This is a genomic window from Paenibacillus apii (genome assembly GCF_011043685.1).
GTDB lineage: Bacteria > Bacillota > Bacilli > Paenibacillales > Paenibacillaceae > Paenibacillus_AQ > Paenibacillus_AQ sabinae.
In genome coordinates this window covers 45,607-60,286 of sequence record NZ_JAAKGU010000003.1, presented here as the reverse complement: position 1 = coordinate 60,286, position 14,680 = coordinate 45,607, and the positions used below count along the sequence as shown (strand labels likewise).

Here is a 14,680-nt window from a genome sequence, read left to right as displayed (position 1 = left end):
GAGTGGCAAAATCAGTGGATAACAGCATGAAGCACGGACTCGTGGTATCCTGCCAGGCGCATTTTGACCATCCGTTGAATCATTCGCTTCACATCGCGGCTTTGGCGAAATGCGCGGAGCTCGGGGGGGCGGTCGGAATCCGGGCCGACAGCCCCGAGCATATCAGAGAAATCAAGAAGAATGTAAACGTTCCCGTAATCGGGATCAATAAAGTACTGCAGCACGGACACCGCTTCTTTATTACACCGACGTTCGAGCACGCCAAGGACATCGTCGAAGCCGGAGCGGATATCGTTGCGCTGGAAGCGACCTTCCAGAATCAGCCGGACACGGAAGCGCTGAAAGAACTGATCCGAGAGATCAAAGAAGAGCTGAATACGCCGGTTATGGCGGATATTTCCACATTTGAAGAAGGCGTGAGAGCCTGGGAGCTCGGGGCCGATTATGTAGGGACCACGCTCTCGGGTTATACGGATATCAGCAAGAACCGCCAGACGCCGGATATCGAGCTGGTTAAGGCGCTGGCGGATGCCGGGATACGGACGATTTGCGAAGGGCATGTCTCTTCGCCGGAGCAGGCGCTTGCGGCGGTTGAAGCCGGCGCTTACTTCGTTGTCGTCGGAACGGCAATAACCGATACGGTAGCTATTACCAAAGGCTATACGGGAATTTTGCAAAATCACGGCGCAGGAAGTGATGGCGATGCTAATTATATGCGTTGACGGAGGACAGACGAAGACCTCGATTGATCTGTTCGACGGGAACGCCGGGTTAATCCGGAACTGGAAGGCCGAGCCGGTTATCCATTATGCCCGGCCGGGCGGTCTGGACAGCTACTACCGAATCGCGGCGGGGCTGTGCGAGGAACTGAACGGGATGAAGCTGGCCGAACCGGTCTCCGTATGCTTCAGCCTGAGCGGCTACCACGGAGACGTATCCATTATTCCCGAGACGATTGAGCGCGGGATGAGCGGCCGGAGCTTTACCCTGGCCGGGCTGCTGGTGGTGCCCGACTACTTGGGCAACTGGCGGGCCGTAACGGGCGGGAAGCCGGGGATCGTCGTCATCAGCGGCGGCGGCACGGTGGCCTACGGCAGGAATGCGGCGGGAAGTTCGGCCCGTCTAGGCGGCTGGGGACACCATCTGGGAGACGAGGGCAGTGGCTACTGGATCGGTCTGGAAGCGGTCAAGGAAGTGCTTAAAGCACGGGCCGGCATTTCGGCCGGGACGGCTTTGGAGCAGGCGGCTATGTCCGTGCTGGATTGGAAAGAGGAAAGCTGGCTTCTGGCCGGTTTCTACTCGGGTGAAATCACCGACAAGGATCTCGCCTTGCTCGTTCCGGCGGTTAATGAACTGGCCGAGCGGGGCGACCCAGCCGCACGCCGGATTATGGAGGAGGCGGCGGGGCATCTGTTTCGCTTGGCTTCCGCCGCGCTTAGGCGGCTCGGCGAAGAGCTTCCCGTCTATTTGTCCGGCGGGGTCTTCAATGCTTCGTTTCTTCGGACAAGCCTGGGGGGCCTCTTCGAAGCGGCCGGGATTTCCCGGCTCGTATCGATCTGCGAGGGGAATCCCGCGCAAGGCATCTACAGCCTGGCCAGGGAGAATGCAGCTTTATAAGCGGGCTTAAAGCCTGGCCATTCGTTATTGCCCAACGCAAAAGGGAGGACCGGTAAACGGCCCTCCCTTTTGCGTTGGGGTCCGGAGAGGAGTTCAGCGTCCATTTTTTTGACTCTTCCGGCAAGCTTCCGTTTCGTTGTATACTTGACCAAAGTTATTTTGACCTTGGAAGGATGAAGCAGGATGGCCATCAAGTGTAAGCATCGTTGGATTGTTTATGTGTTACTGTTGTCCCTGTGTCTGCCCGTGATCGCCGGCTGCGCCCGGAATACAGCGCTCGGCGGCGCCTCCGCCACCTCAAGCCCGGCAGCCGGGTCGTCAGCCGGACAGACGGAGCTGCTGGTATCGGCGGCCGCAAGCCTTAAAGATGTTTTAAACGAACTGGTCCCGAAATTTCATGCCGCGCATCCGGGTATTGCCGTGCGCCTGAACCTGGCGTCTTCGGGATCGCTTCAGCAGCAGATCGAGCAGGGCGCTCCGGCAGACGTGTTCATTTCGGCGGGCGCCAAACAAATGAACGCCCTTGCGGACAAGCAGCTGACGAATCCCGATTTGACCGGAACCCTGCTCACCAATGACCTGGTGCTGGTCGTTCCCGCAGATTCGGCGGCTGCAGACGTTAAGGCCGAAGATTTAACCGGCCTCGGGTTCGCGAAAATTGCGGTCGGACAGCCTGAATCAGTACCGGCGGGCATGTACGCGCAGCAGTTCCTGCAACAAGCGGGCCTTTGGGATACGCTGCTGCCCAAAATCGTCTTTGCCAAGGATGTCCGTCAGGTTCTGACCTACGTGGCGTCCGGCAATGTGGAAGCGGGCTTAGTGTACGGCAGTGACGCAGCTGGGGAACCGAAGGTGAAAGTCGCCATGAAGGTTGATCCGTCCACCCACGATCCGATTAGCTATCCGGCCGCCGTTCTGGCGGAAAGCGCACATCCGGAACAAGCGAAAGTCTTCTACGATTACCTGTTTACGAAGGAAGCCGGTGATGTATTCCTCAAATACGGCTTCAAGCTGGCCGGAAAATAAAGCTTTATTTTCGCATAAGCCGTTCCTGTTGCAAGGCGATCTGTTCCGGTATATCCGGGCAGGTCGCTTTCAAATTTTATCCTTGATTATAGATGATGCATCATCTATAATAGGATCAAATGATGTATCATCTACTTCTATAACAAATGAATCAAAGGTGATTTTTAGATGGATAGAAATAAGTATTCCAAAGCAGAAACCTTTCGCTACGAAATACTGGCCGTACAGCGGCAGGGAAACAGGCTGCTCAATAACTTACTGAAGGAAATCGGGTTAACAGCATCGCAAGCAGAAGTGCTACGAATATTGGATGAGTGGAAGAACCTTTCTCTGAAAGATCTTGGGCATTTATTGATCTGTGAGTCCGGCAGTCCTTCACGGCTTCTGGAACGAATGTGTGCCGACGGTCTTGTTGAAAAAGTAGTTGATCCGAAAGATTCGCGGTATGTAATTCTTCAACTCACAACTCAGGGATTGGAGAAAGCCAAATTAGTCGAAGGCATCGAGCAGGGGCTATACGAACAGCTCATGCAGCTCTATTCCGAGAAGGAGCTTGAGACCATTAATTCTTTGTTGTTTCGTTTTTTAAAGGGGCAGGCTTTGGCGGACACGCTCAAACGGCGCGGATACGAACCTTAATCAGTCATAATTTTTTTACCCTATTAAATGACATGTCATTTATTTTCTGATACGAAGGAGAGTTTTAAATGAACGTACTGATCATCTATGCGCACCCCAATCCGGCAAGCTTCAATCATGCCACCCTGGAAAAAGTAAAGCAAGGTCTGAAAGAAAAAGGCCATACATTCACTGTTATCGATTTGTATCAAGAACAATTTGATCCCGTTCTGAAGTTCGGCGAGACCTCCAAGAGAAGGAATTTAAAGAATGATCCGGAAACGGAACGTTATCGTACTCTTGTGAAACAGGCAGATCATTTTATCTTTGTATATCCTGTCTGGTGGTACGGTACGCCTGCGATATTAAAAGGTTTTTTTGACAGAGTGTTCGTATCCGGCTTTGCCTACATATATGAAGGATTGATGCCTAAGGGATTATTGGCGGGAAAATCCGCATGGGTCATTTATACGATCGACTCCCCTTCCTGGTTTGTGAGGCTTTTAAGAGGAAGCGCCGAATGGAAAGTAATCAAGACATCCATCCTGAAATTTTGCGGCATTCGGTCTGTGAAGAGAATGATGTTTGCGGGAATGAAAGGCAGCAGTATCCAGCGAAGAGAGAAGTGGCTGCAAAATGTCTACCGTCAAGCGCGTCAACTTTAAAGCTTAGCAAATACCTAAAATAATAAAAGAAAGCGGTGCTGTTCATGAAGGTGCTGGATACATTGATTCGTGTATTTGTTGAAAGAGATGCCCTGGATCAAACCATTCGCTTCTATGAAGATTTGTATCAGGAAAAGTGTAAAGCTCGCGTGTTTTATGAGGAATTAAACTTGGAATTGGCGATGATTGCCCGTACGGTCATCATTGCAGGAGATGCGGAGTCCAGACGGCTATATGAGTCAGCAAGTGCAACCATTTTAGTTGATTCCATTCAAGAAGCGGCCGTATATTTGCAGCAGCATGGAGCAGTCTGTTTAACGGAAGCGAAGCGGACTCCCGAAAGCTGGATTATGCTTGTCAAACACCCGGACGGCTTGATTGCGGAATATGTGCAAGTCGTTCCGGTATGATACAGGTTTTTCTGCTCCCCTTCTTAAGCGGTCTGTTCCGGCGATCCGGACAGGACGCTTTTTTTTATTGAATTAAATGCTTAAAAACACTTAACAATTTGCTTAATAATGCTTATAATAAGGGTGAGAAGGGAGGAGTTTTCCATTTATCAGGAGGAACGGCTGCTCAAAATTTTGGATCAATTGAAGACCCGTACCCAGCTATCGAATGCGGACATTTGCGAGCTGCTGGACATCTCGAGGGATACGGCGAGAAGGGATATTATCAAGCTGGTGGAGGAAGGCGCTGCCATAAGGACGCATGGCGGAATTGCTTTGCCATTTTTCAAGGAAGAAATTAAAGCCTACAAGGAGCGCGCGGCCGCCGCTTCCGCACAGAAGCTTGAAATTGCCCGGACAGCCAACGCCTACATTGGCAAAGGGGAGGTCATCTTCATGGATGTCTCCACGACGATCCGGGAGCTGTGCGCGGAAATTCGGGAAAAGATTACGGTCTATACCCACTCGCTCGACAACGCGGAGGTTCTGGCGGGTAATACGGACGTGGAGCTTCAACTGCTCGGCGGAAAGTTTAACTACGACAACCGGTTTTTTTATAACGAATCTCAAGCGGAGCAGCTCAGCGAAATTTACTTTGACAAGGCCTTTCTGGGGGCGGCAGCGATTATGGAGGACGGCATTTATTTTGCGAACCGGGAAGATGCACTGGTCAAAAAGCTTGTAGCGGGGCGGGCCGGAAAAGTATTTGTGCTGACGGACAGCCAAAAGTTCAATCTTACCGCTTCATTCAGGGGCATGGAGTTCTCCGATATCGACATTTTGATTACCGACGAAAGCCCGCCGGAGCATCTGCTGCCTGTCCTGCGCGAAAGCGGGATCGAACTGATCCGGACGGCCGTGGAAGAGTAAGCCAAAAATTGTCAAGGAGCGATGCGATATGATCAAAGCGATTTTTAGCGATATTGACGGTACCCTGCTGAATTCGCGGCACCAGATTACGCCGGGCACCAAAACCGTTATTCAGGAGGTAAAGGAACGCGAGATTCCGTTTGTCCTAGTCTCGGCCCGGATGCCGAGAGGCATACTTCCCCTCCAGCAGGAGCTTGAAATCGATGCGCCCGTCATTTGTTACAGCGGAGCTCTCGTTCTTGGCGGAAGCGATGGCGGCGGCAGGGAAACGCTTCACAGCATCGGACTGAACCATAACAGCGTGAAGGCTATCCTCGACATCGTGAGTACGAGCTTTCCGGACACCAGCATCAGTCTGTACAGTCACGACCAGTGGATTGTTGCCGACCGCTTCGACCCGTGGGTCATTCAGGAGCAGGAGATTGTTAATGTTGAACCGGCCGAGCGCGAGCTATCCGCTTATCTTGACGAAGATCCCGAGATTCACAAAATATTATGCATGGGACATCCGGAGGAGATTAACCGGCTTACGCGAACCCTGCAAACGATAGTACCAGGCATCAGCCTGTACAAATCCAAAGATACTTATCTGGAAATCATGGACGAAATGGTGTCCAAATCGTATGCGATCCGCGAGCTGGAAGAGGTGTTTCACATCTCCAACCAAGAACTGATGGCGATCGGCGACAATTACAACGACATCGACATGATCCTGTACGCGGGACTGGGGATTGCGATGGGGAACGCGCCGGACGAAGTAAAACAAATAGCCGACAAGGTTACGCTCAGCAATGACGAGGACGGTTTGAAGGACGGGATTGAGCGGTTTGTTCTATTCCCCGGCTCGCAGTAAGTCAGGAGTTTCACCGGTTCACTCTCTAGTTAATATGCCCTTAACATAAGTTACTTATAGTAGAATCAAGACTTCATGACTTATAAAAGGGTGGCTGAACCGATGGGAATCCATGCATATTTCCGGTCTCTGGGCGGACTTGAACGGATTATCCGCTGTCCGGGGAAGTTCAAATTCGAGGAACACAGTGTGGCGGCCCACTCCTGGAAAGTGGTGCAGTACGCCAAGACGCTGGCAGATATCGAAGAGCAGCACGGCGTGAAGATCGATTGGAAGAAGCTTTACGAGATTACGAGCAGCCATGATTACGGCGAAATTTTTATTGGCGACATCAAAACGCCGGTCAAGCATTCCTCCCCGCAGCTTCGGGCGCTGATCCAGCAGGTGGAGGAGGGGATGGTGCACCATTTTATCGAAGAAAACATCCCGTCCGAATTCAAAAGCATCTTCTACAACCAGCTTCGCGAAGGCAAGGATCAATCAGTGGAAGGGCGCATTCTTGAAGTCGCCGATAAGCTGGACCAGGTGTACGAGGCGTTCGCCGAGCTGCAAAAGGGCAATACGGAGAAGGAATTTATCACGATGTACCGCAGCGCCCTGATGAAGATCAAGGACATCCCGCTGCACTGTGTCGGTTATTTTCTTAAATACATCCTGCCCGATCTCGTAAACGAAGAGACGATTTCCCCGGTCGACATCAGACGGATCACGGAGGAAGTACTGGCTAATTAGTATCAGATGAAACCGGTAATTATAAGCAGAGAGGGCCTAACGCGTGGTTGGGCTCTTTTTCTGTGTTTAAAGCATTTTCTCCATAATCATCACGTCGATCGGCTTATAATAAGGGTAAGGATAATCGCATGATATCCTCTGGCCGCGAACAGCTGCAGTTTGAGTTTATAATTAAAATTCAGAATACGCCGAGCGGTAAAGGTTTGTCCCTCGAAATGAGGGTGGGGGGTCAAGCGCCTTTACGTAGTTTCCAAAATCAAACAGTTCCTTGAGTGCATAGAGCAGCGGAAATCCATGTATTTTACGAGCCAACGGAAGGCTCAATCGAGGAGAAGATTCTGGAGCTGCAGCAGCGCAAGAAAGATTTAATCGAGGAAGTCATTGAAGCAGGAGAGAACTCCGTCAGCAGATTGTCCGAACAGGATATCCGTGAAATGCTAAGGATGTGAGCAGCTTGATGAAGGAACTGAAGCTATCCGAGGGACAAATGAAAGAGCTTGTTGAAACTTATGATCTGTATATGGACGGGATTGACTTTTTTCTGAATATTGAAACAGGTGAGATCGTAACCCTAAATTCCTTTGACCCGGATGATGAGGATAAGGAATTGAGTGAGATTATTGATGAGGGTTTTAACGAAGTATATTTTCGTGTTCCGAGCAGGGAGTCGCATGCAGGATACAGGGATATGTCCGATTTTGCTGAAACTGTCGATAATGAGAAATTAAGAACTAAACTGGTTCATGTTTTGGACGGGAGCGAGAAGATATTTCGAAAATTCAAGGATACCTTGGCATCGGATGAACAAGAGTTGGAACGCTATTATCAGTTTGTAGAAGTCCGCAATCGTCAGCGCGTTATCCAATGGCTGGAGTCCAAAGGTTTCCGATTGGAAGTGAAATGACTATTAAACTGTGATGTTGACGGAGACACCGGCCGGTATTTGGGCTGCTATGGACAATCGGTTGAAACGCCGGCGATTGACACTTTGACTGGGGAAGCATCTATTCCATGTGAAATTTAATTTGGAAAAATTGTAATTTTGCTTTATATTAGATTAAGATATGTATTGAAAGGAGCGTTTAAACCATATTCAAACTTTATAGAAATAACGTTCGTTTTTTCATTGGGGTAAGCTTATTTATCATTCTGTTTGACCTTGTTGTTATTAAATCTGTACTGTCTAAACAGAATGATCCACTCCTGACCATTGGTGTTTCGTTAGATTTTGTTGTTGTAATCCCTTTATTGCTTTACTTTCTTATTTACCGGAAATTAAACAAAAAAATTGTATCGATTCTTCCTTTCGCTCTTTTAGGTTACATAGCTTTAATGTGGATTGTACCCGATACAGGTCAAGGAACACTTGACGACATAAAATATATTCTTATGCCAGTGGAACTTATGTTCATTAGTTATGAGATTTACAAAGTCTATCAAATCATCTCTAATTTTAGACGCAATAGGGCAGTTGATTCCCACCCGATAGACACACTTCGAAAAAGTCTTGAAGAGTCATTGAGCAATTCTAAAATAGCATCTTTACTTGTTCATGATGCATCTGTCTTTTACTACGCTTTATTCTCTTGGAGAAAAAAGCCTTATTTACAAACGGGCGCTGCTTCATTTAGTTATCATAAAAATTCAAACTGGCTCATAACCATATTAATCTTATCTAAGATACTGCTGATTGAAGGTATATGTATTCATATTCTCCTTATGCAATGGTCCCCTATTGCTGCATGGGTACTTTCATTAGGAAATCTGTATATCATTATCTTATTAATTGCTGATTACCGGGCTATGTGTTTAAATCCAATTTTAGTTTCCAAACAAGAGATAAGAGTTCAGTATGGCATTCAGATGTTATCGAAAATTGATATAGATAATATTGAGTCTGTCTCTATGATTAAGTTTATGAAATTAACCAAGAATGATTTAAAAACATCATTTACTCCCCTTGTTATCGAACCCAATATACTTATTCGTTTGAAAAGTAAAATCCCCGTTATCCGTCTGTTTGGAAAGCGGCAAATGGTTGATCAAGTTTATTTATCCTTGGATAAACCTCATGAATTCCAAGTTGAATGTCATAAATTAATGGATAGACCAAATAATATTTAATCGTAAAACCAAAAGGACAGCCAATTCAACGCTGTCTTTTTGGTTATTTGTTGTTCATTTCCGAGGAGTCAAGTTAAGTCGTGCGGATACCAAAGATTTTTATTTTTGCAAGCATCAGGGTGACTGCAAGCGCCAGAAACATTAAGCCGCCCCAGATGATCTGGTGTGTGCCCATATGCAATAAGAACTGACCTCCTGAAGCGGTGCCGATCGCGATGCCCAAATTCGAGAAAGAGACGAACAGGCTGTTGGCGAATTCAGGCGCTTCAGATGCTTCGGAGGCCAACCAGTTCTGATTGATAATAAAGCCCCCGGTATGAATGAATCCCCATACGACCACGATGATCATCATTGGAATGAAGTAACTTCCGCCCCAGAATACGATCAGATACGTGACGGCCAATACAGCAGGATACAGAAGGGTCGTTTTGATCACATGCTTGCTAAGCAATCGTCCTGCCTGCAAATTTCCCAGAACACCGCTCGCTCCAAACAGAATCAGCATGGTGCTTATTAATTTTCCGCTCATCTTCGTAATCTGTCCAAGATATTCCGCAAAATAGCTGAATACGGCAAACATCGCCGAAATGGTTAAGCAGACGGTGGCAATATTCAGCCATAGCTGGGGTTTAGCTAAGACCCCGAGCTGCTTTTTATAAGATAATTTAGCCGTTACCGGCATGCTTGGAACCCAGATGAGCAGACCGATTAACGCGATCAAGTTCAGAGCGGCGGAGAACAGGAAGGAGGCCTCAAGCGAAAATTGATCCGCGATAAAAGAGGTGATCGGCACGCCCAGAACCATTCCCACCGTACCTCCGGTAAATACATAGGCGGTTGCTTTATTCTTTTGTCCACTCGGGAAAAAACTTGCCGCGGCTACGAAAGCCAGCGAGAAGTAGACCGGATGAAGAAAAGCGGGCAGGATGCGGACAATCAGCAGAACCGAAAAGTTTGGAGCGGCTGCCGACAGAAGATTGGCGACGGCAAAAAGGCCAAGCACGGAGGCCATGATCCGTTTTTTGTCAAACCCTGAGAACGGCAGCGTCATGAACGGGCCAAAAATCGCAATTGTGAGCGCAAACAAACTGACAAGCATACCGGTCTGCGAAGCGCTGATTTGATACTTCTCGCTAATTTGAATAAATGTGCCGATGACGCCAAATTCGGTGTTGACGATGCTGAACAGTCCGAACGCGATAATGGCAGAATAGATATAAGCTCTCATCTGACTTTATGCCTCATTTCAGCCAGCCAGTTAACCGCATCTTCCCTATGCTGAAAAAACTTCAACTCGTACGGAAACTCGTCGATGGTGCCGACAATCCGGTTTAAGCTTGATTTGGCGACGACTTTCTCCGGCGCAATTACGGCGCAATACTGGATATCTGAAGCCCGTTTCACCCAGTTTTGGGAAACCCAGGCTTGATCCTCTTGACCAATGACCGACATTTTGCGGTTGTCATACAGCACTTTGCTGCCATTCATTTTTCCGGCCAATTCCACTACCTTATCCATAGCGGTACGAAACTGTACACCTTGGGCGAAAGCCTTCCATCTCAGCTCAACGATCTGCTGCGCTTCATTCCAGGAAATCTCCACTTGAGGGGATTCATAATAAATCATATCTCTCACGCTCCATCGCTCATTTTTTAATATGTAAACTTCGGCAGCAAGGGTGTCCAGGGAGCCTCGGGTCACCAGCCATACCGCATGACCTGTGTTCCTTGGACACCGCCCCCTGACGAGACTTAAGGCAATTTGATCAGGTTAAGTGTAGGGAGGGGGCCTCCCGGAAATTGATGCAATTTGCCGCCGTCAGCGAGACCGCCCAAATCAATGGTGGCGAATCCGATTTTATCGTTAATCCGGGTGACTTCAGCCTTGGCCGCGGCATCGTCGCCGGATATGAAGATGACGCGGCGTCCGACAATTTGCGGATCGGAGCCGAGCACAGCGGGAGTAAGCGTATTGAATCCTTTAACTACCCTTGCGCCGGGAACAAGATCCGCAACCACCTCGCTCGAAGTTTTTCCTCCAAGATCGGCCACGATGAATTCAGGAGTAATAATCGGGTTCATGGCGTCGATTACGATACGTCCGTTCCAGTCGGACAGACCGGACACCGTATCTTTCAGATGCTTCCAGGGTAGGGAAATGAACACAATATCGGCGGTAGCGGCTTCCCGGACGGTAACGGCTCGGCTCTTCCCTCCAAGTTTGGCAACGAGCGGAGCAAGCGATTCCGGTCCACGGCTGTTGCTCAGGAGCACCTCATAACCTGCTTTCACGACATGTTTGGCAAATGCTTGCCCGATTTCACCTGCGCCAATAATTCCAATAGACATATAAATTCTCCTCTCAAATTTGGGTTTTGGTTTCAAGTTTGGATGCGAATCAAACAGTGGTTCCACCGTCCACGTTAATGGTTGCGCCGGTCACGAAAGCGGCACCGGGTGTAGCCAGATAAGCTACCATGTCGGCGATTTCTGCGCCTGTACCGTATCGGCCGACCGGAATCATGCCGGAGACAACCGGCGCGTAAGGACCGTCCGCCGGGTTCATATCGGTGTCGGTTGGTCCGGGCTGCACGTTGTTGACGGTAATACCGAGCGGAGCCAGGTCGCGGGCCAAGCCCCGGGTGAGTCCGGCGACAGCAGCCTTCGACATAACATAGAGGCTGTTTCCTGGGAACGGATTGAAGTCGGCGTTGATGCTGCCGATATTAACGATGCGTCCGCCTTCGCCCATTTGAGGCGCAGCCGCCTGCACCGCCGCGAACACGGCACGCACGTTGACGGCAACCATGCGATCAAATTCTTCGATGGCGAATTGATCATAGGGCTTCAGGTTTGCCAGTCCGGCATTGTTCACGAGAATGTGAATGCCGCCGAAGGCTTTTACCGTTTCGGCAACAGCGCCTTTCACCGCATCGGCGTCTCCGCTGTCAGCGCGAAGTGCCAGCGCGCGCCCGCCGGACGCTTCAATTTCTTTCACCAATTCTTCCGCTTTTTGCTGCGCGCTTGCGTAGGTGAAAGCTACTGCCGCGCCGTCATTTGCAAGCCGTTTTACGATGGCGGCCCCAATGCCTCGGGATCCTCCGGTTACCAGTGCCACTTTTCCAGAAAGAATATTTGTTGTTGTCATAATAAAAACCTCCTCAAGTTTTTCGTTTTGAAACGATCGGTTCAAAACTATGTGCTAACTATAACCTTGGGGAAAATGAATTGTCAAGAGGGAAATTAAAAAAAGTGAAAAAATAAAAAAACATTCATCAAGGGATCATGCATACCCATCGATGTTCGATAGGAGCATGTTCCGATGATGAATGTCGCGTTGTAGATATAAGCGGGGAAGAAGGGGGCGTCTTACGATGGCCAAGCCTGCATTGTAAGTTCAATCACATCCTGCAATTCGTCGCGGGTTGAGCCGTCCGCAGCCCGGATGGACATGCCTTCGGTGACGGTCATGATATAGCGGGCAAGCGCCGCCGGATTAGAGCCAGCCGGCAGGTCACCGGCGGACTTCGCTTGTTCAAAGCGATGGCGCAAGGTCATTTCCGTCTCCACCCGGAGCGATGTAAGCACTTGGCGAATCACTTCCGCGTCTTCTCCGCAAGCAATGGCTCCGCGAATGGTCAGACAACCCTTCGGGTTAGAAGGATTTGTAACGGAATCGGCCGTGACATTCAAGAACCTTTCGACAACGGCGCGGGCTGTCGGCTCGTTAAAAGCCGCGCTTGTCAGCTTCGGTGGACCTTCAAAGTAAAGATCAAGCGCCTGGTTAAATAATTGTTCCTTGCTGCCAAAAGTGGCATAGAGACTTGACCGGTTAATCTTCATCGCTTCGGTTAAATCCGAAAGGGAGGCGCCTTCATACCCTTTTTCCCAAAACACCTGAAGCGCACTCTTTAACGCCTCGGTATTATCGAAGGTGCGCGGCCGTCCTGTCGCCATATGAATTCCTCCTATGTGTATGCAGATCAAACACCCCTCCTTCGATTGGATGGGGATTGATTCCGCTTATTATTTTGAAACGTTCGGTACATATATGAAAAATATCACGCGGCAGGATGGATGTCAAGTATTCCCGCCAGAGCGGACTGTGTGTATGTAATGGCTGGCAAATGCCATGCAATTGCTCGGCAAATGCCCGCGAAGAAATGCCGGTTTTTTTGTTCAGAGACGGAACTTGCCGTGGAATATTGGATGAGTCGAAAGGTCAGACGGTATTTTTTACATATAGGATACTGAGGATAAAGCGGTTTGATCTATGTTATGATTAAAAACGGCAGTCTGGTGGTAGTTCATTCCGGACTGCCGTTTGTTATCAAGCGGCAAGGACAATCCTACCGCTGAATTACGGAAGGAGAGCAATTAGTATGAACCTGCAACCTGCGCAAGCTGCGTTCGCTCAACTCCTTATATCCGGGACGCTCGTGCATGAAGGAAGTTTCGAAGAGATACGCCAGGTGCTGGGTTTACAGGTGAACCCGGACCTCGTCATTGTGGTTTCCATTGATCGGTATCCGGAAATTGCCGTAGGCAAGCCGGAGGAATGGAAAATCAACATTGGCAGTAAGTTGGTGGAAGCCGTCCATAAGGCGATCTCAAACCCTTTTCTGTGGGTCTGGAAGGAGGAAGGTATTCTCGCCGTCCTATTGGATACTCGGGCAGCCCATCCCCATTCACAAAAATATTTACTTTCCGTTATTCGGCAGATACAGAAATCTATCGATGCGCAAGGTTTTTCCGTGTCTGTCGGTATCGGTACTTCTTATGACAGCCCTTACTTGCTGCATCTCTCTTTTGAAGAAGCAAATGAATCGATGGTCGATCGGTTTTTTCAAGGAAACCGCATCGTTTACCAATATGATAAAGAGAAAAGAGTAGCCAAAGAATTGAAGAAACCGATTACAAATGAAGAAAAAATGGAACTGCTGGCGCGTGTGCGAATCGGTGATGAGGAAGGGTCCGTTAATTATCTGAAAATTTTATTGGATAGAATCGCCCATTCCTACAAATTCCATGTCGATATGTTTAAATCCGAAGCTGTCGATTTGATCATGTCCTTGTCCCGGATGGTTCTTGATAGGGGAGGAGACGGTTCTGTCATCTTATCTGAAAATGCGAGGATGATTCAAGTTTTGATCGGCACGGTCAGGTATGACAACTTTATTAACAAAATGTGTGATTATTGGAGAGAAATTGCGAAACAAGCTAGGCAAGCAGATGAAATAGAAGCATCTCCGATCGTGCGTTCTGCTATAAAATATATAAAAGAAAATCACCAGCAAAAAATAACATTGGAAAAAATAGCACAATATTGTTATATAAGCAATTATCATCTCGCTCATGTATTCAAAAAGGAAGTAGGCGTAGGATGTGTCGACTTTCTAAATCAAGTTCGTATTGAAAAAGCCGTTTTCTTACTAGAAACGACAGATTTAAGCGTTAATCAGATCGCAGGCCATGTCGGATTTCAAGATGCTAACTATTTTACCCGTAAATTTAAAAGGTACATGAACTGCAGTCCAACTGAGTATCGCGCAGCAAGATTGTGCTAATGATTCGCAATTTCACCTAGTTGTCCCTAACTGATTATTAAGGTATGATTTTAGCATGTTAGGTTTCAGGACATGGAGTACAAGAGTTCGACACATTGAACGTTATAAGTTGGTTTTTATCACGTTCAATGTAAGTTTAACTAACCATTTCGATTAAGAA

At 48.4% G+C, this 14,680-nt stretch carries 18 protein-coding genes; 13 read left to right on the top strand and 5 right to left on the bottom strand.

The genetic code is table 11. The annotated features are described in order from the left end of the window. Positions 1-14: 14 nt before the first annotated feature. The 12 genes from G5B47_RS08580 (at position 15) to G5B47_RS08525 (ending at position 8,954) form a co-directional block, all read left to right on the top strand. The gene (locus G5B47_RS08580) at positions 15-722 is read left to right on the top strand and encodes an N-acetylmannosamine-6-phosphate 2-epimerase (RefSeq protein ID WP_206107300.1); all 708 of its coding nucleotides are present in this window, start codon (positions 15-17) and stop codon (positions 720-722) included. Continuing rightward, positions 703-1,617: an N-acetylglucosamine kinase gene (locus tag G5B47_RS08575; RefSeq protein WP_165096869.1), complete on the top strand. Its 915-nt coding sequence runs from the start codon at positions 703-705 to the stop codon at positions 1,615-1,617. Before G5B47_RS08580 ends, G5B47_RS08575 begins: the two co-directional genes overlap by 20 nt. Before the next feature lie 183 nt (positions 1,618-1,800). Then, positions 1,801-2,643, top strand: a complete 843-nt coding sequence (gene modA / locus G5B47_RS08570) for a molybdate ABC transporter substrate-binding protein (protein WP_165096866.1) — start codon at positions 1,801-1,803, stop codon at positions 2,641-2,643. A 168-nt stretch (positions 2,644-2,811) separates the two neighbouring features. Continuing rightward, positions 2,812-3,282, top strand: a complete 471-nt coding sequence (locus G5B47_RS08565; RefSeq protein ID WP_165096863.1) for a MarR family winged helix-turn-helix transcriptional regulator — start codon at positions 2,812-2,814, stop codon at positions 3,280-3,282. A gap of 68 nt (positions 3,283-3,350) precedes the next feature. Further along, positions 3,351-3,926, top strand: a complete 576-nt coding sequence (locus G5B47_RS08560; RefSeq protein ID WP_165096860.1) for an NAD(P)H-dependent oxidoreductase — start codon at positions 3,351-3,353, stop codon at positions 3,924-3,926. Positions 3,927-3,970: 44 nt separating this feature from the next. Then, a complete protein-coding gene (locus tag G5B47_RS08555) occupies positions 3,971-4,336 on the top strand; it encodes a glyoxalase/bleomycin resistance/dioxygenase family protein (protein ID WP_165096857.1) in 366 nt (121 codons plus the stop codon). Positions 4,337-4,444: 108 nt separating this feature from the next. Then, positions 4,445-5,245, top strand: a complete 801-nt coding sequence (locus G5B47_RS08550) for a DeoR/GlpR family DNA-binding transcription regulator (protein WP_268958437.1) — start codon at positions 4,445-4,447, stop codon at positions 5,243-5,245. 28 nt (positions 5,246-5,273) lie between these two features. Then, complete coding sequence (locus G5B47_RS08545; protein WP_165096855.1) at positions 5,274-6,098, top strand: Cof-type HAD-IIB family hydrolase; 825 nt, start codon at positions 5,274-5,276, stop codon at positions 6,096-6,098. Positions 6,099-6,200: 102 nt separating this feature from the next. Further along, positions 6,201-6,830, top strand: coding sequence for a YfbR-like 5'-deoxynucleotidase (locus G5B47_RS08540; protein WP_165096852.1), 630 nt, complete (start codon positions 6,201-6,203; stop codon positions 6,828-6,830). 272 nt (positions 6,831-7,102) lie between these two features. After that, a complete protein-coding gene (locus G5B47_RS08535) occupies positions 7,103-7,279 on the top strand; it encodes a hypothetical protein (RefSeq protein ID WP_165096849.1) in 177 nt (58 codons plus the stop codon). A gap of 8 nt (positions 7,280-7,287) precedes the next feature. Continuing rightward, a complete protein-coding gene (locus G5B47_RS08530; protein WP_165097515.1) occupies positions 7,288-7,734 on the top strand; it encodes a UPF0158 family protein in 447 nt (148 codons plus the stop codon). A gap of 428 nt (positions 7,735-8,162) precedes the next feature. Further along, on the top strand, positions 8,163-8,954 hold the full coding sequence (locus G5B47_RS08525; protein WP_165096846.1) for a hypothetical protein: 792 nt from the start codon (positions 8,163-8,165) through the stop codon (positions 8,952-8,954). A 73-nt stretch (positions 8,955-9,027) separates the two neighbouring features. On the opposite strand, the gene G5B47_RS08520 is transcribed toward G5B47_RS08525, so the two are convergent. From G5B47_RS08520 to G5B47_RS08500, 5 genes are all read right to left on the bottom strand, one after another. Next, positions 9,028-10,182 carry an MFS transporter gene (locus G5B47_RS08520; RefSeq protein WP_165096843.1) on the bottom strand — a complete coding sequence of 385 codons (1,155 nt, stop codon included), beginning with the start codon at positions 10,180-10,182 and terminating at the stop codon, positions 9,028-9,030. Next, positions 10,179-10,580: a hypothetical protein gene (locus G5B47_RS08515; protein WP_165096840.1), complete on the bottom strand. Its 402-nt coding sequence runs from the start codon at positions 10,578-10,580 to the stop codon at positions 10,179-10,181. The genes G5B47_RS08520 and G5B47_RS08515 overlap by 4 nt, the downstream gene beginning before the upstream one ends. Positions 10,581-10,705: 125 nt before the next feature. Continuing rightward, positions 10,706-11,302 carry an NADPH-dependent F420 reductase gene (locus tag G5B47_RS08510; protein WP_165096837.1) on the bottom strand — a complete coding sequence of 199 codons (597 nt, stop codon included), beginning with the start codon at positions 11,300-11,302 and terminating at the stop codon, positions 10,706-10,708. Between the two features lie 49 nt (positions 11,303-11,351). After that, positions 11,352-12,101, bottom strand: coding sequence for a 3-oxoacyl-ACP reductase family protein (locus tag G5B47_RS08505; protein WP_165096834.1), 750 nt, complete (start codon positions 12,099-12,101; stop codon positions 11,352-11,354). Positions 12,102-12,322: 221 nt separating this feature from the next. Continuing rightward, complete coding sequence (locus G5B47_RS08500) at positions 12,323-12,910, bottom strand: TetR/AcrR family transcriptional regulator (protein ID WP_165096831.1); 588 nt, start codon at positions 12,908-12,910, stop codon at positions 12,323-12,325. A gap of 425 nt (positions 12,911-13,335) precedes the next feature. Here G5B47_RS08500 and G5B47_RS08495 point away from each other — a divergent pair, with 425 nt between their 5' ends. Next, entirely contained in the window at positions 13,336-14,520 is a 1,185-nt protein-coding gene (locus tag G5B47_RS08495) for a helix-turn-helix domain-containing protein (RefSeq protein WP_165096828.1), read from the top strand. The last annotated feature ends 160 nt before the right edge of the window (positions 14,521-14,680 follow it).

What these genes read in the sequence shown, in the direction of transcription:
- G5B47_RS08575 (WP_165096869.1), top strand. Translation starts at nt 703, where the DNA reads ATGCTAATTATATGCGTTGACGGAGGACAGACGAAGACCTCGATTGAT.
- modA (WP_165096866.1), top strand. Translation starts at nt 1,801, where the DNA reads ATGGCCATCAAGTGTAAGCATCGTTGGATTGTTTATGTGTTACTGTTG.
- G5B47_RS08565 (WP_165096863.1), top strand. Translation starts at nt 2,812, where the DNA reads ATGGATAGAAATAAGTATTCCAAAGCAGAAACCTTTCGCTACGAAATA.
- G5B47_RS08560 (WP_165096860.1), top strand. Translation starts at nt 3,351, where the DNA reads ATGAACGTACTGATCATCTATGCGCACCCCAATCCGGCAAGCTTCAAT.
- G5B47_RS08555 (WP_165096857.1), top strand. Translation starts at nt 3,971, where the DNA reads ATGAAGGTGCTGGATACATTGATTCGTGTATTTGTTGAAAGAGATGCC.
- G5B47_RS08550 (WP_268958437.1), top strand. Translation starts at nt 4,445, where the DNA reads ATGCTTATAATAAGGGTGAGAAGGGAGGAGTTTTCCATTTATCAGGAG.
- G5B47_RS08545 (WP_165096855.1), top strand. Translation starts at nt 5,274, where the DNA reads ATGATCAAAGCGATTTTTAGCGATATTGACGGTACCCTGCTGAATTCG.
- G5B47_RS08540 (WP_165096852.1), top strand. Translation starts at nt 6,201, where the DNA reads ATGGGAATCCATGCATATTTCCGGTCTCTGGGCGGACTTGAACGGATT.
- G5B47_RS08530 (WP_165097515.1), top strand. Translation starts at nt 7,288, where the DNA reads ATGAAGGAACTGAAGCTATCCGAGGGACAAATGAAAGAGCTTGTTGAA.
- G5B47_RS08525 (WP_165096846.1), top strand. Translation starts at nt 8,163, where the DNA reads ATGTGGATTGTACCCGATACAGGTCAAGGAACACTTGACGACATAAAA.
- G5B47_RS08520 (WP_165096843.1), bottom strand. Translation starts at nt 10,182, where the DNA reads ATGAGAGCTTATATCTATTCTGCCATTATCGCGTTCGGACTGTTCAGC.
- G5B47_RS08515 (WP_165096840.1), bottom strand. Translation starts at nt 10,580, where the DNA reads ATGATTTATTATGAATCCCCTCAAGTGGAGATTTCCTGGAATGAAGCG.
- G5B47_RS08510 (WP_165096837.1), bottom strand. Translation starts at nt 11,302, where the DNA reads ATGTCTATTGGAATTATTGGCGCAGGTGAAATCGGGCAAGCATTTGCC.
- G5B47_RS08505 (WP_165096834.1), bottom strand. Translation starts at nt 12,101, where the DNA reads ATGACAACAACAAATATTCTTTCTGGAAAAGTGGCACTGGTAACCGGA.
- G5B47_RS08500 (WP_165096831.1), bottom strand. Translation starts at nt 12,910, where the DNA reads ATGGCGACAGGACGGCCGCGCACCTTCGATAATACCGAGGCGTTAAAG.
- G5B47_RS08495 (WP_165096828.1), top strand. Translation starts at nt 13,336, where the DNA reads ATGAACCTGCAACCTGCGCAAGCTGCGTTCGCTCAACTCCTTATATCC.